Annotated in this window: 12 protein-coding genes; 10 read left to right on the top strand and 2 right to left on the bottom strand. The window is 63.1% G+C overall.

Going from position 1 to position 18,694, the window contains the following annotated elements:
* The first annotated feature begins 26 nt into the window (after window positions 1–26).
* From ACIPZH_RS21650 to ACIPZH_RS21610, 9 genes are all read left to right on the top strand, one after another.
* Complete coding sequence (locus tag ACIPZH_RS21650; RefSeq protein WP_400637770.1) at window positions 27–1,052, top strand: Ldh family oxidoreductase; 1,026 nt, start codon at window positions 27–29, stop codon at window positions 1,050–1,052.
* Between the two features lie 130 nt (window positions 1,053–1,182).
* Window positions 1,183–2,379 carry an aromatic amino acid transaminase gene (locus ACIPZH_RS21645; RefSeq protein ID WP_400637768.1) on the top strand — a complete coding sequence of 399 codons (1,197 nt, stop codon included), beginning with the start codon at window positions 1,183–1,185 and terminating at the stop codon, window positions 2,377–2,379.
* A gap of 252 nt (window positions 2,380–2,631) precedes the next feature.
* Entirely contained in the window at window positions 2,632–3,909 is a 1,278-nt protein-coding gene (locus ACIPZH_RS21640) for a serine/threonine transporter (protein ID WP_400629019.1), read from the top strand.
* A 168-nt stretch (window positions 3,910–4,077) separates the two neighbouring features.
* Window positions 4,078–4,578: a thiol peroxidase gene (gene tpx / locus ACIPZH_RS21635; RefSeq protein ID WP_267816216.1), complete on the top strand. Its 501-nt coding sequence runs from the start codon at window positions 4,078–4,080 to the stop codon at window positions 4,576–4,578.
* A 309-nt stretch (window positions 4,579–4,887) separates the two neighbouring features.
* Entirely contained in the window at window positions 4,888–6,180 is a 1,293-nt protein-coding gene (locus ACIPZH_RS21630) for an MdtA/MuxA family multidrug efflux RND transporter periplasmic adaptor subunit (RefSeq protein WP_400637767.1), read from the top strand.
* Window positions 6,177–9,275, top strand: coding sequence for an MdtB/MuxB family multidrug efflux RND transporter permease subunit (locus ACIPZH_RS21625; RefSeq protein WP_400637766.1), 3,099 nt, complete (start codon window positions 6,177–6,179; stop codon window positions 9,273–9,275). Before ACIPZH_RS21630 ends, ACIPZH_RS21625 begins: the two co-directional genes overlap by 4 nt.
* Window positions 9,272–12,379 (top strand): efflux RND transporter permease subunit, encoded by a 3,108-nt coding sequence (locus ACIPZH_RS21620; RefSeq protein ID WP_400637764.1) that lies wholly within the window; start codon window positions 9,272–9,274, stop codon window positions 12,377–12,379. The genes ACIPZH_RS21625 and ACIPZH_RS21620 overlap by 4 nt, the downstream gene beginning before the upstream one ends.
* Window positions 12,376–13,863 (top strand): efflux transporter outer membrane subunit, encoded by a 1,488-nt coding sequence (locus ACIPZH_RS21615; RefSeq protein WP_400637763.1) that lies wholly within the window; start codon window positions 12,376–12,378, stop codon window positions 13,861–13,863. The genes ACIPZH_RS21620 and ACIPZH_RS21615 overlap by 4 nt, the downstream gene beginning before the upstream one ends.
* Before the next feature lie 239 nt (window positions 13,864–14,102).
* Window positions 14,103–16,190: a putative bifunctional diguanylate cyclase/phosphodiesterase gene (locus tag ACIPZH_RS21610; protein WP_400637762.1), complete on the top strand. Its 2,088-nt coding sequence runs from the start codon at window positions 14,103–14,105 to the stop codon at window positions 16,188–16,190.
* On the opposite strand, the gene ACIPZH_RS21605 is transcribed toward ACIPZH_RS21610, so the two are convergent.
* Window positions 16,187–16,447 (bottom strand): DUF1652 domain-containing protein, encoded by a 261-nt coding sequence (locus ACIPZH_RS21605; protein WP_241803557.1) that lies wholly within the window; start codon window positions 16,445–16,447, stop codon window positions 16,187–16,189. The two genes, ACIPZH_RS21610 and ACIPZH_RS21605, sit on opposite strands and share 4 nt — an antisense overlap.
* 290 nt (window positions 16,448–16,737) lie before the next feature.
* Here ACIPZH_RS21605 and ACIPZH_RS21600 point away from each other — a divergent pair, with 290 nt between their 5' ends.
* A complete protein-coding gene (locus ACIPZH_RS21600) occupies window positions 16,738–17,967 on the top strand; it encodes a pyridoxal phosphate-dependent aminotransferase (protein WP_400637761.1) in 1,230 nt (409 codons plus the stop codon).
* Here the strand turns inward: ACIPZH_RS21600 and ACIPZH_RS21595 are convergent.
* Window positions 17,893–18,540 carry a DUF1345 domain-containing protein gene (locus ACIPZH_RS21595; protein WP_267816199.1) on the bottom strand — a complete coding sequence of 216 codons (648 nt, stop codon included), beginning with the start codon at window positions 18,538–18,540 and terminating at the stop codon, window positions 17,893–17,895. The genes ACIPZH_RS21600 and ACIPZH_RS21595 overlap by 75 nt on opposite strands.
* Window positions 18,541–18,694 lie beyond the last annotated feature (154 nt).

The following is an 18,694-nucleotide window of genomic DNA, read 5'->3' as shown; positions in this document are numbered from 1 at the left end:
TTCCAATTCCAAGAAAGGAGCTTCAGATGTCTGCACCTTCCACCCACCCCGCCGTGCGCATGCCATTCGCCGAACTGCAGGGGTTGTTGCAAGCGATCTTCCAGCGTCACGGCTGCAGTGCGGCGGTGGCCGACGTCCTCGCCCACAATTGCGCCAGCGCACAGCGTGATGGTGCCCACAGTCACGGGGTGTTTCGTGTGCCTGGCTATGTCTCGACCCTGGCCAGCGGCTGGGTGAATGGCGGTGCGATACCCCAGGTGGTCGACGTCGCGGCCGGTTTCGTTCGGGTCGACGCTGGCGGTGGCTTTGCCCAGCCGGCCCTGGCCGCGGCGCGTGCACTGCTGGTCGAAAAGGCCCGCAGCGCCGGTATCGCGGTACTGGCGATTCACAACTCACACCATTTCGCAGCGCTGTGGCCCGATGTGGAGCCGTTTGCCGATGAGGGGCTGGTGGCCCTGAGCGTGGTCAACAGCATGACCTGTGTGGTGCCACACGGTGCCCACAAGCCGTTGTTCGGCACCAACCCGATTGCCTTTGCCGCGCCGTGCGCGGGGCATGACCCTATCGTCTTTGACATGGCCACCAGCGCCATGGCCCACGGGGACGTGCAGATCGCTGCGCGGGCCGGCCAACCGTTGGCGGAGGGCATGGGCGTGGACGCCGACGGCCAGCCGACCACCGACCCCACGGCCATTCTGCAAGGCGGTGCGCTGCTGCCCTTCGGCGGGCACAAGGGCTCTGCATTGTCGATGATGGTCGAGCTACTGGCGGCGGCGCTGACTGGGGGGCATTTCTCTTGGGAATTCGACTGGGCGAGCCACCCTGGGGCGAAAACACCGTGGACCGGGCAGCTGATCATCGTCATCGACCCGAGCAAGGCAGAAGGCGAGCGGTTTGCGCAACGCAGCCGGGCGCTGGTCGAGCAGATGCAGGCCGTGGGGGTGTCGCGCATGCCGGGCGAGCGGCGCTACCGGGAGCGGGAAATTGCCCAGCGTGAAGGGGTGGCAGTGACTGAGCGTGAGCTGCAGGCGCTCAAGGCGCTGGCGGGCTGACATGCCGCAAATGAGCGCTGTGCAATCTTGCATAGACAACCTTGCACAATAGGTGATGTTCCTGCCCGCCGACTCCGGGTATCCTCACCTGAGCCTTTCCGAACTGTCCTGATCCAAGGAGCTGCACGCTGTGTTCAAACATGTCGATGCCTATGCCGGCGACCCGATCCTCTCGTTGATGGAAACCTTCAAGGCCGACCCGCGCGCCGACAAGGTCAACCTGAGTATCGGCCTTTATTACGATGAGGCCGGCGTGGTGCCGCAGCTCGAAGCAGTGGATGCCGTTGAAAAACGCATCGCCGGCGTGGCCCACGAGGCCTCGCTGTACCTGCCGATGGAAGGCCTGGCCAGTTATCGCCAGGCGATCCAGGCGCTGCTGTTCGGTGCCGACCACCCAGCCGTGACCGGCAAGCGCGTGGCGACCGTGCAGACCGTCGGCGGCTCCGGCGCGCTCAAGGTCGGCGCCGATTTCCTCAAGCGTTACTTCCCGGCCTCCGAAGTCTGGGTCAGCAACCCGACCTGGGACAACCACCGCGCCATCTTCGAAGGTGCAGGGTTCAAGGTGCACAGCTATCCGTACTTCGACCAGGCCAGCCGTGGCGTGGACTTCGACGGCATGCTGGCGACTTTGCAGACATTGCCTGGCAACAGTGTCGTGCTGCTGCATCCGTGCTGCCATAACCCCACCGGTGCCGATCTTACCCAGCACCAGTGGCAGCAAGTGGTGGAAGTGGTCAAGGCGCGCCAGTTGATCCCGTTCCTCGACATCGCCTACCAGGGCTTCGGCGAGGGGCTGGTGGAAGACGCGTACGCCATCCGCGAAATGGCCCGGGCCGGCGTACCTTGCCTGGTCAGCAACTCGTTCTCGAAGATCTTCTCGCTGTACGGTGAGCGGGTAGGGGGCCTGTCGGTCGTCTGCGACGATGAAGACACCACCCAAAGCGTGCTTGGCCAGCTCAAGGCGACTGTACGGCGCAACTACTCCAGCCCGCCCAACTTCGGTGCTCAGCTGGTGGCTGGCGTGCTCGGCGATGCTGAGCTGAATGCGCAGTGGGCCGCTGAAGTCGAGGTGATGCGCAAGCGCATCCTTGATATGCGCCAGGCGCTGGTCGATGCGCTGGCCGTGTTGCTGCCAGGCCAGGACTTCCAGTTCTTCCTGCGCCAACGTGGGATGTTCAGCTACACCGGTTTCAGTGTCGAGCAGGTCCATCGCCTGCGCGACGAGTTCGGGGTGTACCTGATCGACAGCGGCCGGGTGTGCATGTCCGGCCTGCGCCCTGCCAACCTGCAACGGGTTGCCGAAGCGTTCGCTGCCGTTCAGCAGTAACACTGCGCCATACCGCTCCTGCAAGGCCTCGCGAGCGCCCGCAGGAGCGGCCTTGAGGCGCGACAGCGCCCCAAACTGACCTCCTAGTGCAACCCGCTTGTAAAGACAAGTGCAACCGTCCCTCGGGCGGGGCTTCGCATCCGCACGGTTTCAGTGCACAATCGCGCCCCTCTTTTCTGGTTGGGGTGTGCGAGGCCTCTGTTTCGCCATTCCCAGCCCTGTTGCAGTCTTGCGAGTGGAGTTGCACCCGGAATGAACGAGCAGGCCCCAAGCGTTGATCAACGCTTCGAATCGACCCCGGCTGCCCTTGGCAGCTGGTCCCGTCATGACACTACCTGGATGCTGGGGCTGTTTGGCACCGCCATCGGCGCAGGCACCTTGTTCCTGCCGATCAATGCGGGCCTCGGTGGTTTCTGGCCGCTGCTGATTCTCGCCGCACTGGCCTTCCCGATGACCTATTTCGCCCACCGCGGCCTGACCCGGTTCGTACTGTCCGGGCGCGGTGACGGTGACATCACGGACGTGGTGCAAGAGCATTTCGGCATCAAGGCCGGTGCATTGATCACCGTGCTGTACTTTTTCGCCATCTTCCCGATCCTGCTCATCTACAGCGTGGCGCTGACCAACACTGTCGCCAGCTTCATGGAGCACCAGTTGCACATGACCCCGCCGCCGCGGGCGTTATTGTCGTTCGTGCTGATCCTCGGTCTTCTGGCCATCGTACGCTGCGGTGAGCAGGCCACGGTGAAAGTCATGAGCCTGCTGGTGTACCCGTTCATCGTCGCCCTGGCGCTGCTGGGCCTTTACCTGGTTCCGCACTGGACCGGGGGGATCCTCGACAGCGCTTCTCAGTTGCCATCGGGCTCGGCTTTCCTGCACACCGTGTGGCTGGCGATCCCGGTGATGGTGTTCTCGTTCAACCACTCGCCGATCATCTCGGCCTTTGCCGTGGACCAGAAACGCCGGTATGGCGACCACGCTGACGAGCGCAGCGGCCAGATCCTGGCCCGCGCGCACCTGCTGATGGTGGCCATGGTGCTGTTCTTCGTGTTCAGCTGCGTACTGACCCTCGACAGCGCTCAATTGGCTGAAGCCAAAGCGCAGAACCTGTCGATCCTGTCTTACCTGGCCAACCACTTCAGTAACCCGACGATCGCTTTCGCCGCGCCGCTGATCGCCTTCGTCGCCATCGCCAAGTCGTTCCTGGGGCACTACATCGGTGCCAGCGAGGGCCTGAAGGGCATTATCGCCAAGACCGGCGCACGCCCGGGCGCCAAGGTGCTGGACCGTGTGGTCGCCGCGCTGATGCTGGTGGTGTGCTGGATCGTCGCCACCCTGAACCCGAGCATCCTGGGCATGATCGAGTCGCTGGGTGGCCCGATCATCGCCGTGCTGCTGTTCCTGATGCCGATGTACGCGATCCGCCGTGTGCCGTCGATGCACAAGTACAGTGGCGCGCTGTCCAACGTCTTCGTTGTGGTGGTTGGCCTGGTCGCGCTGACGTCTGTGGTATACGGCCTGCTGGGCTGACCCGTCCTTCGCGCTGATCAATGTCCGGGCTGCCTGGTGCAACCCGGACATTTTTTTGTCCACAAAAACTGTCAGGCGATAGAACAATTTCATCGAACCCCATAGGCACCCGGGCGCCTTCATGCTTAACTCAGTGTCCTTTTCAAACCCCGCATAAGGATTTCGTCCATGGCTCAAGTGACTCTCAAAGGCAACCCGGTTCAGGTCAACGGCGAGCTGCCGCAGGCCGGCGCCCAGGCTCCCGCCTTTTCCTTGGTAGGTGAAGGCCTGGCCGACAAGTCGCTGAAGGACTTCGCCGGCAAGCGCAAGGTGCTGAACATCTTCCCAAGCGTCGACACCCCGACCTGCGCCACCTCGGTGCGCAAGTTCAACGCTCAGGCCAACGATGTGGCCAACACCGTGGTGCTGTGCATCTCCGCGGACCTGCCGTTCGCCCAGGCGCGCTTCTGCGGCGCTGAAGGCCTGGAGAACGTGAAGAACCTGTCGACCCTGCGTGGTCGCGAGTTCCTCGAAAACTACGGTGTGGCCATCGCTGACGGCCCGCTGGCTGGCCTGGCTGCGCGTGCCGTGGTGGTGCTGGACGAAAACGACAAGGTGCTGCACAGCGAGCTGGTTGGCGAAATCGCTGACGAGCCGAACTACGACGCGGCCCTGGCGGTATTGAAGTAAGGAGCGCATAGGGCTGATGCCAGTCAGCGGGGCTTGTCAGGGATGCTGACGCGGCCCATCGCTGCCTGGCATTGAGCCTGGGGCAGGCCATGTTCCCGGCTCCGGCTGCGGAACTCTCCAGCGCCTTGCCTTTCCAAGCAACACCCTGTAACGGCCCGGAACACACTCCGGGCCGTTTTCATTTAAAGTTCAAACTCTTGGCAACGTCAGGCAAAGGTAAACCTCTGGTAAAGGGCCTTTGCTAAAAGAGTGCCAGTGCTTATCGTTCACCTTCCCCAGTCGTCATTCCGAACAAGGTTCGTTCAACCCATGCAAGTTTCCGTCTCCCGATCCCCTCGTCGCTGGCTGGTTGGCCTGCTGATCCTGCTGCTGGTGGCCTTGCTGGCCTGGTGGTTGTGGCCCGCTGCAACGCCTGGCCAACATGAACCGGGCGGCGGGCGGCCGGGCAAAGGAATGGGCATCGGCATGGGGCGCCCCGGTTTCGGGGGCTCTACAGAGGCAGTGCCCGTGCGCGTGGAACCTGCACGGCTGGGCGACTTCCCGCTCTACTACAAGGCGCTTGGCACGGTCACCGCGACCAACACCGTCAACGTACGGAGCCGCGTTGCCGGTGAGCTGGTGAAAATCCACTTCAAGGAGGGCCAGCAGGTCAAGGCTGGCGACTTGCTCGCCGAGATCGACCCGCGCTCCTACCGCATCGCGCTGCAGCAGGCCGAAGGTACGCTGGCGCAGAACCAGGCACAGCTCAAGAACGCCCAGGTCGACCTGGCGCGGTATAAAGGCCTGTACGCCGAGGACAGCATCGCCAAGCAGACACTCGATACGTCCCAAGCCCAGGTGGCGCAGTTCCAAGGGCTTGTAAAAACCAACCAGGCTCAGGTCAACGATGCCCGCCTGAACCTCGAATTCACCCAGATCCGCGCGCCGATCAGTGGCCGGGTGGGGCTGCGTCAGCTCGACCTGGGCAACCTGGTGGCGGCCAATGACACCACCGCCTTGGTGGTCATCACCCAGACCGAACCGATCAGCGTCGCGTTCACCTTGCCGGAAACCGAGCTGACCACGGTTCTGGAGCGCTATCGCAGCGGTGCAAGCCTGCCGGTCGAGGCCTGGGACCGTGGCGACAGCAAACTGCAGTCCACGGGTGTGCTGGCCAGCATCGACAACCAGATAGACATCACCACCGGCACCCTGAAGTTCAAAGGCCGTTTCGAGAACAAGGACATGGCGCTGTTCCCCAACCAGTTCGTCAACGTGCGCCTGTTGGCCGACACCCTCAAGCAGGTCGTCATGGCCCCGGCGGCGGCCATCCAGTTCGGCAATGACGGCACCTTCGCCTATGTCGTTACGGCTGACAACACGGTGAATGTGCGCAAGCTCAAGGTTGGCCCCAGTGACGGTGAGAACAGTGTCATCCTCGAAGGCCTGAAGGCGGGTGACCGCCTGGTGCTTGAAGGCACCGACCGTCTGCGCGAGGGCTCCAAGGTCGACGTGGTTGAGGACAGCTCGCAGGTACCGGCCACGCCTGGCCAGCACCTGCAGGGGCAGGACAGCAAAGGCTCGGCCCAGACCAGCGAAGCGGCAGGCAAGGCGGGCGCATGAACCTGTCGCGTCTGTTCATCCTTCGCCCGGTCGCCACCACGCTGAGCATGCTGGCCATCGTGCTGGCCGGCCTGATCGCGTACACGCTGCTGCCGGTTTCGGCTTTGCCGCAGGTCGATTACCCGACCATCCGGGTCATGACCCTGTATCCGGGCGCCAGCCCGCAGGTGATGACCAGTGCCGTCACGGCGCCGCTCGAGCGCCAGTTCGGCCAGATGCCGGGCCTGACCCAGATGGCATCGACCAGTTCTGGCGGTGCCTCGGTGCTGACCCTGCGCTTCAGCCTGGACATGAACATGGACGTCGCCGAGCAACAGGTACAGGCTGCGATCAACGCCGCCAGCAACCTGTTGCCCAGCGACCTGCCGGCCCCTCCGGTGTACAACAAGGTCAACCCTGCCGATACTCCGGTGTTGACCCTGGCCATTTCCAGCAAGACCATGCCGTTGCCCAAGCTCAACGACCTGGTCGATACCCGTGTAGCGCAGAAGCTGGCGCAGATCAGCGGCGTGGGCATGGTCAGCATCGCCGGTGGCCAGCGCCAGGCCGTGCGCATCAAGGTCAACGTCGATGCGTTGGCCGCCAATGGCCTGAACCTTGAAGACGTGCGTACCCTGGTCGGTGCCTCCAACGTCAATCAGCCCAAAGGCAACTTCGATGGCCCGACCCGGGTGTCGATGCTCGATGCCAATGACCAGCTGCGCTCCCCCGAGGAGTACGCCAACCTGATCCTGGCGTACAACAACGGTGCGCCGCTGCGCCTCAAGGACGTCGCCGAAATCGTCGACGGGGCCGAGAACGAACGCCTCGCAGCATGGGCCAACCAGAGCCAGGCGGTACTGCTGAACATCCAGCGCCAGCCCGGTGCGAATGTCATCGACGTGGTCGATCGCATCAAGGACCTGCTGCCGTCCATCACCGACAACCTGCCAGCCGGGCTCGAGGTGTCGGTGCTGACCGACCGCACCCAGACCATCCGTGCCGCGGTCAAGGATGTGCAGCACGAACTGCTGATCGCCATCGTCCTGGTGGTGATGGTGACGTTTGTCTTCCTGCGCCGCGTCAGTGCCACCATCATCCCGTCGATTGCCGTGCCGCTGTCATTGATCGGCACCTTCGGCGTGATGTACCTGGCCGGCTTCTCGATCAACAACCTGACCCTGATGGCCTTGACCATCGCCACCGGTTTCGTGGTCGATGACGCCATCGTCATGCTGGAGAACATCTCGCGGCACATCGAGGAGGGCGAGACGCCCATGCAGGCTGCGCTCAAGGGCGCGCGGCAGATCGGTTTCACCCTGATCTCCCTGACCTTTTCGCTGATTGCCGTGCTCATCCCGCTGCTGTTCATGGCCGATGTAGTGGGCCGGCTGTTCCGCGAATTCGCCATCACGCTGGCGGTGGCTATCCTGATTTCCCTGGTGGTCTCGCTGACCCTGACACCCATGATGTGCGCACGCCTGCTCAAGCGTGAACCTAAGGAAGAGGAGCAAGGCCGCTTCTACCGCGCCAGTGGTGCGTGGATCGACTGGCTGATCGAGCACTACGGCCGTGGCCTGCAATGGGTGCTCCGGCACCAGCCGCTGACCTTGCTGGTGGCGGTCGCCAGCCTGGCGCTGACCGTTTTCCTGTACATGGTGGTGCCCAAGGGGTTCTTCCCGGTGCAGGACACCGGGGTGATCCAGGGTATCTCCGAAGCGCCGCAGTCCACCTCGTTCACCGCCATGAGTGAACGCCAACAGTCGCTGAGCGCGATCATCCTGCAGGACCCGGCCGTGCAGAGCCTGTCGTCCTACATCGGTGTGGACGGTGACAACGCCACCCTCAACAGTGGGCGCCTGCTGATCAACCTCAAGCCCCATGGCGAACGCGACGTGACGGCCGGCGAGGTGATCAGCCGCTTGCAGCCTCAGCTCGACAAACTGGTCGGCATCCGCCTGTTCATGCAGCCGGTGCAAGACCTGAGCATCGAGGATCGTGTCAGCCGCACCCAGTACCAGTTCAGCTTGTCCTCGCCCGATGCTGACCTGCTCGCGCAGTGGAGCGCCAAGCTGGTGACTGCGCTGCAACAGCGCCCGGAACTGCAGGACGTGGCCAGCGACCTGCAGGACAATGGGCTGCAGGTGTACCTGGTGATCGACCGTGACATGGCCAGCCGCCTGGGCATCGATGTGTCGCAAATCACCAACGCCCTGTATGACGCCTTCGGTCAACGGCAGATCTCGACCATCTATACCCAGGCCAGCCAGTACCGGGTAGTGCTGCAGTCGCGTGATGCAGCAAGCATCGGGCCGCAGGCGTTGGAGTCGATCCATGTCAAGGCCAGTGACGGGGGGCAGGTGCGCCTGTCGGCCCTGGCGCGCATCGAGCAGCGCCAGGCGCAGCTGGCGATTTCCCACATCGGCCAGTTCCCGGCTGTGATGATGTCGTTCAACCTGGCCCACGGCGCTTCTCTGGGCGAAGCGGTCAAGGTGATCGAGCAGGTACAGCAGGAAATCGGCATGCCTATCGGGGTGCAGACCCGCTTCCAGGGGGCTGCCGAGGCCTTCCAGGCGTCGCTGTCGAGCACCTTGCTGCTGATCCTTGCCGCCGTGGTGACCATGTATATCGTGCTCGGCGTACTGTACGAGAGCTACATTCACCCGATCACCATCCTTTCGACCTTGCCGTCGGCGGCGGTCGGCGCCTTGCTGGCGTTGATCCTCAGCGGCAACGACCTGGGCATGATCGCCATCATTGGCATCATCCTGCTCATCGGCATCGTCAAGAAGAACGCGATCATGATGATCGACTTCGCCCTCGAGGCCGAGCGCAACCAAGGCATGAGCCCGCATGACGCCATCTACCAGGCTGCGCTGCTGCGCTTCAGGCCGATCCTGATGACCACCCTGGCCGCGCTGTTCGGCGCAATACCGCTGATGCTGGCCACTGGTTCGGGCGCCGAGCTGCGCCAGCCGCTGGGCCTGGTCATGGTCGGCGGCTTGCTGGTCAGCCAGGTGCTGACGCTGTTCACAACGCCGGTCATCTACCTGTACTTCGACCGCCTGGCACGCCGCTGGCGCCCGGCCACTGACGCCAAGCAGGCCGAAGCATGAACCTGTCCGGCCCGTTCATTCGCCGGCCTGTGGCAACCATGCTGCTGAGCCTGGCGATCATGCTGCTCGGTGGCGTCAGTTTCGGCCTGCTGCCGGTTTCGCCGTTGCCACAGATCGACTTCCCGGTGATCGTGGTGCAGGCCAACCTGCCTGGCGCCAGCCCTGAGGTTATGGCCTCCACCGTCGCCACGCCGCTGGAGCGCAAGCTTGGCAGTATCGCCGGTGTCACCACCCTGACCAGTAGCTCCAACCAGGGCTCGACCCGGGTGATCATCGGCTTCGAGCAAGGGCGGGACATCGACGGTGCCGCGCGCGAGGTTCAAGCGGCGATCAACGCCACGCGCAACCTGCTACCCAGCGGCATGCGCAGCATGCCGACCTACAAGAAACTCAACCCGTCGCAGGCGCCGATCATGGTGCTGTCGCTCACCTCGGACGTGTTGCAGAAGGGCCAGCTGTACGATCTGGCTGACACCATACTGTCGCAGAGCCTGGCTCAGGTCAGTGGGGTAGGGGAAGTACAGATCGGCGGCAGTTCGTTGCCCGCTGTGCGCATTTCCGTCGAGCCGCAACTGCTCAACCAGTACAGCCTGGCCCTGGACGATGTGCGCACTGCGGTAGCCAACGCCAACCAGCGCCGGCCGATGGGTTATGTCGAAGACAGCGAGCGCAGCTGGCAGGTGCGGGCCAATGATCAGCTGGAAAAAGCCAAGGATTATGAACCGATCGTGATCCGGCAGGAGAACGGTACGATACTGCGGCTGTCCGACGTGGCGACCATCACCGACGGCGTCGAGAACCGCTACAACAGCGGCTTTTTCAACGATCAGAGTGCCGTGCTGTTGGTGATCAACCGTCAGATCGGCGCCAACATCATCGAGACCGTCGACCAGATCCACGCGCAGTTGCCGGCCCTGCAGTCGCTGCTGCCGGCCAGCGTGCAACTGAACGTGGCCATGGACCGCTCGCCGGTCATCAAGGCCACTCTAACGGAAGCCGAGCACACGCTGCTGATCGCCGTGGGGCTGGTCATCCTCGTGGTCTACCTGTTCCTTGGCAGCCTGCGCGCCTCGTTGATCCCCAGCCTGGCGGTCCCGGTATCGCTGGTGGGTACCTTCGCTGTGATGTACCTGTGCGGTTTTTCACTGAACAACCTGTCGCTGATGGCGTTGATCCTGGCCACAGGCCTGGTGGTGGACGATGCCATCGTGGTGCTGGAGAACATTTCGCGGCATATCGAGGACGGCCAGCCGCCCATGCGTGCGGCGTTCCTCGGCGCCAAGGAAGTCGGCTTTACCCTGCTGTCGATGAACGTCTCGCTGGTAGCGGTGTTCGTTTCGATCCTGTTCATGGGCGGCATCGTGCGCAGCCTGTTCCAGGAGTTCTCGATTACGCTGGCGGCGGCCATCATCGTCTCGCTGGTGGTGTCGCTGACCCTGACCCCGATGCTCTGTGCCCGCTGGCTCAAGCCCCACCGCGCCGACCAGTCGCGTCTGCAGCGCTGGAGCGATAACCTGCACAAGCGCATGGTCGAAGGCTACGATCGCAGCCTGGGTTGGGCCCTTCGCCACAAGCGCCTGACCTTGATCAGCCTGCTGGCGACCATCGGCCTGAACATCGTGCTGTATGTGGTGGTGCCGAAAACGTTGATCCCGCAGCAGGACACCGGGCAGCTGATGGGCTTCATCCGCGGTGACGACGGGCTGTCGTTCACCGTGATGCAGCCGAAGATGGAAATCTACCGCCGTGCCTTGCTGGCCGACCCGGCCGTGCAGAGTGTCGCCGGGTTCATTGGCGGCAACAGTGGTACCAACAACGCCATGGTGCTGGTGCGCCTGAAACCGATCAGCGAGCGCAAGATCGATGCGCAGCAGGTCATCGAGCGTTTGCGCAAGGAAATGCCCAAGGTACCTGGCGGTCGGCTGTTCCTGATGGCTGATCAGGACCTGCAGCTGGGCGGCGGTGGCCGTGACCAGACTTCGTCGCAGTACCTGTACACCTTGCAGAGCGGCGACCTGGCAGCGTTGCGCCAGTGGTTCCCCAAGGTGGTGGCAGCCATGCGCGCGCTGCCCGAACTGACCGCCATCGACGCCCGCGACGGTTCTGGTACCCAGCAGGTGACCCTGGTGGTCGATCGCGACCAGGCCAAGCGCCTGGGCATCGACATGGACATGGTCACCACCGTACTGAACAACGCCTACAGTCAACGGCAGATCTCGACCATCTACGACAGCCTCAACCAGTACCAGGTGGTGCTTGAGATCAACCAGAAATACGCCTGGGACCCGAGCAGCCTGGAGCAGGTGCAGGTGATCACCAGCGACGGGGCGCGCGTGCCGTTGTCGACCATCGCCCATTACGAGAACAGCCTGGCGAACGACCGGGTCAGCCATGAGGGCCAGTTCGCTGCCGAAGACATCGCCTTCGACATTGCCGAAGGCTACAGCCCCGACCAGGCAATGGCCGCGGTGGAGCGGGCGGTGGCCAAGCTCGGTCTGCCCGAAGAGGTGATTGCCAAGCTGGGTGGCACCGCAGATGCCTTCGCCAGGACCCAGGAAGGCCAGCCGTTCATGATCCTTGGCGCATTGGTGCTGGTGTATCTGGTACTGGGCATACTCTATGAGAGCTACATTCACCCGCTGACCATACTCTCCACCTTGCCCTCAGCTGGCGTGGGGGCCTTGCTTGCGCTTTACGTCACCGGGGGCGAGTTCAGTCTGATCTCGCTGCTGGGGCTGTTCCTGCTGATTGGCGTGGTGAAGAAGAATGCCATTCTGATGATCGACCTGGCGCTGCAACTGGAACGCCAACAGGGCCTGACGCCTGAAGAGTCGATCCGCCGTGCCTGCCTGCTGCGCCTGCGGCCGATCCTGATGACCACGCTGGCGGCCATGCTAGGCGCCTTGCCCCTGCTGCTCAGCCGCGCCGAGGGCGCGGAAATGCGCCAGCCGCTGGGGCTTACGATCATCGGCGGCCTGGTCTTCAGCCAAGTCTTGACCCTGTATACGACGCCGGTGGTGTACCTGTACCTCGACCGCCTGCGCCATCGATTCAACCATTGGCGCGGCGTGCGCACCGATGCCGCTCTGGATACCCCGCTATGAACTTTGCCCATTCTCCACTCCACCGTGCCCTGCAACTGCTGACCTGCGGGCGTGGTTCGCGCCTGGTCGGTGCCGGTTTGTGCGTAGCACTGCTGAGCGCTTGTACCCTGAGCCCGGACTACCATCGCCCAGAGCTGAGCACGCCGGCGCAGTTCAAGCAGGCCGAGGGCTGGACCCAGGCCAACCCGTCCGATGCCATCGCCCGTGGCGCCTGGTGGGAAATCTATGGTGACCCCGGGCTCAACGCCTTGGTCGAGGAACTCAACCGCAGCAACCAGAGTGTGGCTCAGGCCGAAGCCCAGTACCGCCAGGCCCAAGCGCTGGTGCGCAGCAGCCGTGCGTCGTTGTTCCCAAGCCTGAACCTGACAACCAGCAAGAATCGCTCGGCCCAAGGTACCGGCAGTTCGAGCTCCAGCCTGTCCAACAACAGCAGCGGTATTCGCAACACTTACAACGCGCAGCTTGGCGTGAGCTGGGAAATCGACCTGTGGGGCAAGTTGCGTGAGACCATGAACGCCAACGAAGCCAGTGCCCAAGCAAGCTTCGCCGACCTTGCCGCAATCCGCCTAAGCCAGCAGTCTGAACTGGTACAGAACTACCTGCAGTTGCGCGTGATCGATGAGCAGAAGCGCCTTCTGGAAGCCACTGTCGCCACGTATGAGCGGTCGTTGCGCATGACCGAAAACCAGTACCGTGCAGGCGTCTCTGGCCCCGACGCCGTGGCCCAGGCCCGCACCCAGCTCAAGACCACCCAAGCTGACCTGATAGACCTGGTCTGGCAACGTGCACAGTTCGAAAACGCCATTGCCGTGTTGCTAGGCAAGGCCCCAGCGGAGTTTGCCCTCGCCGACAGCAACAGCATCCCGGCGTTGCCGCAGATTCCGGTGAGCCTGCCGTCGCAACTGCTGGAACGACGCCCGGACATCGCTTCGGCCGAACGCAACGTGATGGCCGCCAACGCCAGCATCGGCGTGGCACGGGCCGCGTATTTCCCGGACTTGAGCCTGAGCATGAGTGGTGGCTATTCCAGCAGTACCTTCAATGACTGGATACAGTTGCCCAACCGTTACTGGTCGGTAGGGCCGCAACTGGCACTGACACTCTTTGATGCCGGCAAGCGCAGCGCGGAGGTTGATCGCACGGTCGCGGTATACGACCAGACCGTGGCGCAGTACCGCCAGACCGTGCTCGACGGCTTCAAGGAAGTCGAGAATTACCTGGTACAGCTAAAGGTTTACGGCGACGAGGCGGTCGTGCGCCAGGAAGCTCTGGATGCCGCGCGTGAATCGTTGCGCCTGACCGACAACCAGTACAGGGCCGGGCTGATCGGTTATCTGGATGTCGTCAATGTCCAGACCACGGCACTGAGCAACGAGCGCAGCGTGTTGAACCTGTTGCAGGGGCGGCTGGTGGCCAGCGTGCAGCTGATCGCTGCGCTGGGCGGGGGCTGGGATGCCGAGCAAGCGTTTGCCGAGCAAGAGTGAAGGCAGGCCTGAGCCACGCCTCTGATCTGTTTTTATGTGCGCCGTGTGGAGGGTGGAAAGCCGACAGGTGGCATTTTAATGTCATTCGCTGATCCAGGCGCTCTATGGCAGGCCTAACGGCCTGTTCGGGTAATTTTTGGATCCATTTTTGTGTCTAGAAATCCCGTGCGTTTCGCCAAAGCTTGAGTACAATCGTCAGCTTTTTCGGGCCCCCCCTTGTCCCGCCGCTGGAACTCTCAATGCTGACCGGTAGTTACTCTTCTTCGCTGGTGCTGATCTCACTGTGCGTGGCCATCCTGGCCTCCTATACCGCCCTGGACCTTACCGGCCGCATCGCTACCGCTCGAGGCAGGGCGGTGCTCATCTGGATGGGCGGTGGGGCGTTGGCGATGGGGATCGGCGTCTGGTCGATGCACTTCATCGGCATGCTCGCCTTCAGCCTGCCGATCGATCTGGGCTATGACGTTGGCCTGACAGCATTCTCATTGTTGATCGCCGTGCTCTCCTCGGGGTTTGCCTTGTGGCTGGTGAGCCAACCGAGCCTGCCGTGGCTGCAACTGGCGTTTGGCGCGCTTATCATGGGCGCCGGCATCAGTTGCATGCATTACACCGGCATGGCAGCGCTGCGTATGTTACCCGGCATCGACTACGATCCGACGCTGTTCGGCGCCTCTCTGGCGATCGCAGTGGGCGCATCGGCAGCGGCACTGTGGATCGCTTTCCGGCTGCGCCAGCATACCCCTTACGTGCGCCAGATCCGAGGGCTGGCGGCTGTGCTGATGGGCATTGCCATCGTTGGCATGCATTACACCGGCATGGCCGCAGCCAACTTCCAGAAGGGCAGTTTCTGCGGCGCCCTGGCAGACGGGTTGCAAGGGGATGGACTGGTCTATCTGGTGCTTATCACTACCCTGGCGGTGCTCGCAGTGGCGTTGCTGACCTCGGTACTCGATGCGCGCCTGGAGGCACGCACAGCAGAGCTTGCGCGGTCGCTGACCCTCGCCAACCAGGAACTGACCCAGCTGGCGCTGCATGACACGCTGACCGGCCTGCCCAACCGCACGCTGCTTTCCGACCGTATCGAGCAGGCGATCGGCAAGGTGGCGGAGCAGGGCGGTTGCTTTGCGCTGATGTTCATCGACCTGGACGGCTTCAAGCCGGTCAATGATGCATTTGGTCATCATGTGGGCGACCTGCTGCTCAAGGCAGTGGCCGCACGCTTGCGCGGCCACTTGCACAGCCAGGATACGCTGGCACGCATTGGCGGCGATGAATTCGTGCTGCTGGTGGCACTGCAGGAGCCTGCAGATGCCATGGATGTGGCAGTCAAACAGGTGAACCTGATATCACGGGCGTTCCGCGTGGCCGAGCATGACTTGCAATTGACGGCGAGCGTGGGCATTGCCCTGTATCCGGGTAATGGCCAAGACCAGCTGGAGTTGCTGCGCAATGCGGATGCTGCCATGTATCACGCCAAGAGCGCCGGCAAGAATGGCTACAGCTTCTTCGACATTTCCATGAACAGCAATGCCCGCCAGCAGTTGCAACTGCTGCAGGACCTGCGCATGGCTTTGGAGCAACGCCAGTTCCGCCTGCACTACCAGCCTAAGTTCGCTGCGCGGGCTTGCCAGGCGATCGGCGCAGAGGCCCTGTTGCGCTGGCAGCACCCGCAGCACGGTCTGTTGCTGCCGGATCGTTTCATTGGCCTGGCGGAAAAAACCGGCCTGATCATCCCGATTGGCGAATGGGTACTGGACGAGGCGTGCCGGCAGATGCGCCAATGGCTTGACCAAGGGCATGAAAACTGGCGCATGGCAGTCAACCTGTCCGCGATCCAGTTTTGTCATGCCGGCCTGGTTGACAGCGTTGCCCGCGCCCTGCGTGACAATGACCTGCCAGCCAACAGCCTGACCCTCGAGATCACCGAAACCACTGCCATGCATGATGCCGATGCCAGCCTGGCGGTGCTGCAGCGGCTGTCCGACATGGGGGTGGACCTGTCCATCGACGACTTTGGTACCGGCTACTCGAGCCTGATGTACCTCAAACGCTTACCCGCCAACGAGCTGAAGATTGACCGCGGCTTTGTCCGCGACCTTGAGCAGGATAGCGACGACGCAGCCATTGTCTCGGCCATCGTGGCGTTGGGCCAGGCGTTGGGCTTGCGCATCGTTGCCGAAGGGGTGGAAACCGGCGGCCAGCAGGATTTCCTGACGCGCCTGGGCTGTGATTCGCTGCAGGGTTACCTGCTGGGGCAGCCGGTGCCGGCCGAGCAGTTCATGGGGACATTGCAGGTGTTGCAGCAAACGCCGGAGGCGGTCGCCTAGCCGGCGTCACGCAGGGCGAAAACCGGTACGAAGGCATCCATTTCAGCTTCTACAGCCTCAATGATGCGTTCGACGTCCGCTGCTGCCATGATCGCCGTGCAGGGGATGCCGGCGATCGCCAGCAACGTTTCGCCCGTGGCACGGTCGAACAGGCGCGCGATCATGCTGCGTGGCGCATCCATGGTGGCCTCGAAGCCCAGAGGGTGGAAGTGCCAGCGCATCACCTGGCAGGCGTTGGGGAACGTCATCTTGTTCATGCCAGCCTCCTTGCCCTTCTGGGCGGGTGATGGGGGAGCCGCGCGCGGCCGCCGGGAAACTAAAGATAGCACCCCACGGCCCGTTGTTCTGCCGAAAATACGCCAAATGCACTGACCCTTGACCCTCGTCACAAACAGCGGGTGTTCGCCGTTTGGCGGCAAATAGCCAAGCAAACGTTTTCGTTGGCAGGCGGTGCCAGAGGTGGCTAAGGGTTCTGCTACTTTTAACTCCATTCGGCACACTTCGTTTTCGGACGAGCGGTGCGAGCTGGGCAGACAAGGAGACAGTCATGCGCTATTCGAGGCTCACTCAACGCATCGCCGGTGAAACCGCTGCTGCCTGGGACATCCACTATCAGGCGCAAGCCCTGCGTCGCGAAGGGCGCGAGATTTTCCTGCTGTCGGTGGGCGATCCTGACTTCGACACGCCGAAGGCCATCGTGGACGCTGCGGTCAGCAGCTTGCGGCGCGGCGACACTCACTACAGCGATGTGCGTGGCAGCCTGGCCCTGCGCCAGGCGATTGCACGCCGCACCGGCCCCGAGGTCAGTGTCGAGCAAGTGATGGTGCTCGCTGGTGCGCAATGTGCTCTATATGCCGTCTGCCAATGCCTGTTCGGGCCAGGGGACGAGGTGATCGTCGCTGAGCCCATGTATGTCACCTACCACGGTGTATTCGGCGCTTGCGGGGCTCGGCCGGTGCAGGTGGCCGTAAGCCCGGAGCAGGGCTTTCGGCTCGACCCACGCGCCGTGGCGCAAGCGATAACCCCGCGTACCCGCGGGCTGCTGCTGAACACCCCGCACAATCCGACCGGCTGCGCCATCTCCCCGCAGGACATGCTGCAGCTTGCGCAGCTGTGTCGCGACCATGATCTGTGGCTGGTGTGCGATCAGGTCTACAGTGGCCTGCTGTACGACGGCGAAGCGGTTGCCCCTGCGCAACTGCCCGGCATGCGCGAGCGCTGCGTGATCATTGACAGCGTGTCCAAGTCGCACGCGATGAGCGGCTGGCGCGTGGGGTGGGTGGTCGGCCCCCCGGCGCTGATCACCCACCTGACCAACCTGGCCATGACCATGTTGTTTGGCTTGCCAGAGTTTGTCATGCAGGGGGCTTGCGTGGCGTTGGAGCATGACTTGCTCGCGGTACAACAGATGCGCAAGGCCTACCGCGAGCGGCGCGACCTGGTGTGCAAGGCCTTGGCCGATTGCCCTGGGGTACGTGCCCACCGGCCGGCGGGGGGCATGTTCGTGATGCTTGATATCCGCGAAACCGGGCTGAGTGCCCAGGCCTTCGCCCAGCGGCTTTTGATAGAGGAGGGCGTTTCACTGCTGCCGGGCGATGCTTTCGGGCCCAGCGCGGCGGGGCATGTGCGCATGGGGCTGGTGCTGGCAGCCGAGCAACTGCAAATGGTGTGTGGCCGGATCGGCGCTTGCGCCCGGCGCATACTAGCCGAGCAGGCCGGCAGCGATATTGATGGTAAAGCCGAGGATTGCCGTGTTGAACACGAAGCCTACCAGTGAATGTGCCAGCACCACCCTGCGCATACCCCGGCTGGCTACGCCGATGTCGGAGGTTTGTACGGCGACGCTGATGGTGAACGAGAAGTAGTGGAAGTCCCAGTAGTCGGGGTTGCGTTCACCGTCGGCGAAACGCAACGCGGGTGCCTGCGGCGCGCTGTTGTAGAACAGCCGGGCATAGTGCAGCGTGAAGATACACCCGATGAGCAGCCAGGAGCCCGCCACGGTCAAACCGGTGTAGAGGTAGTGCAGGGCTTGCTCACTGCCCTGCAGACCGCGGCTTGAGACCAGTTGCAGGGTGACCGCCGCAAGGCTGGCGATGGCGGCAATGCACACGGTGAACAGCACCACCCCGGCGTTTTCGTCTTCGACCTGAGCCACCTCGCGAACCTTCTCGGGCGTTGCTCGCCAGGTCAGCCAAAGCACCAGCAGCAAATAAAGCCAGACCCCCAGGTTCCAGCCAGCGAGGATGCGTTGCACGATGTCGCTGGCAGGAATCAGCCACGCACCAAGGATGCCGATCAGCGCAGCGAAGCTCAGGCGGGGGTGGGTACGGGTCAGTCGGTGCAGTGCCATGGTGCCTCATCGACAGGGAGTCATGGCTACCACGATAGTCCATGGGATACCATTTCAGCTCATGCCAGTGTCCAAGCCCCTGAACTTCAAGGAAATGGCGCAGGCCGCTTTACGCCTGGAGCGCTCGATGGCGCTCCGGGCTTCGCTACAGGAT

It is taken from the genome of Pseudomonas sp. NPDC089758 (assembly GCF_044748705.1).
Classification (GTDB): Bacteria; Pseudomonadota; Gammaproteobacteria; order Pseudomonadales; family Pseudomonadaceae; genus Aquipseudomonas; species Aquipseudomonas putida_X.
Note: the sequence above shows the minus strand (reverse complement) of the source record. Positions and strands in the feature narration are given on the sequence as shown.

Coding starts and splice junctions, on each gene's coding strand:
- ACIPZH_RS21600 (WP_400637761.1), top strand. CDS start 16,738: ATGCGCTATTCGAGGCTCACTCAACGCATCGCCGGTGAAACCGCTGCT.
- ACIPZH_RS21650 (WP_400637770.1), top strand. CDS start 27: ATGTCTGCACCTTCCACCCACCCCGCCGTGCGCATGCCATTCGCCGAA.
- ACIPZH_RS21625 (WP_400637766.1), top strand. CDS start 6,177: ATGAACCTGTCGCGTCTGTTCATCCTTCGCCCGGTCGCCACCACGCTG.
- ACIPZH_RS21615 (WP_400637763.1), top strand. CDS start 12,376: ATGAACTTTGCCCATTCTCCACTCCACCGTGCCCTGCAACTGCTGACC.
- tpx (WP_267816216.1), top strand. CDS start 4,078: ATGGCTCAAGTGACTCTCAAAGGCAACCCGGTTCAGGTCAACGGCGAG.
- ACIPZH_RS21630 (WP_400637767.1), top strand. CDS start 4,888: ATGCAAGTTTCCGTCTCCCGATCCCCTCGTCGCTGGCTGGTTGGCCTG.
- ACIPZH_RS21620 (WP_400637764.1), top strand. CDS start 9,272: ATGAACCTGTCCGGCCCGTTCATTCGCCGGCCTGTGGCAACCATGCTG.
- ACIPZH_RS21595 (WP_267816199.1), bottom strand. CDS start 18,540: ATGGCACTGCACCGACTGACCCGTACCCACCCCCGCCTGAGCTTCGCT.
- ACIPZH_RS21640 (WP_400629019.1), top strand. CDS start 2,632: ATGAACGAGCAGGCCCCAAGCGTTGATCAACGCTTCGAATCGACCCCG.
- ACIPZH_RS21605 (WP_241803557.1), bottom strand. CDS start 16,447: ATGAACAAGATGACGTTCCCCAACGCCTGCCAGGTGATGCGCTGGCAC.
- ACIPZH_RS21610 (WP_400637762.1), top strand. CDS start 14,103: ATGCTGACCGGTAGTTACTCTTCTTCGCTGGTGCTGATCTCACTGTGC.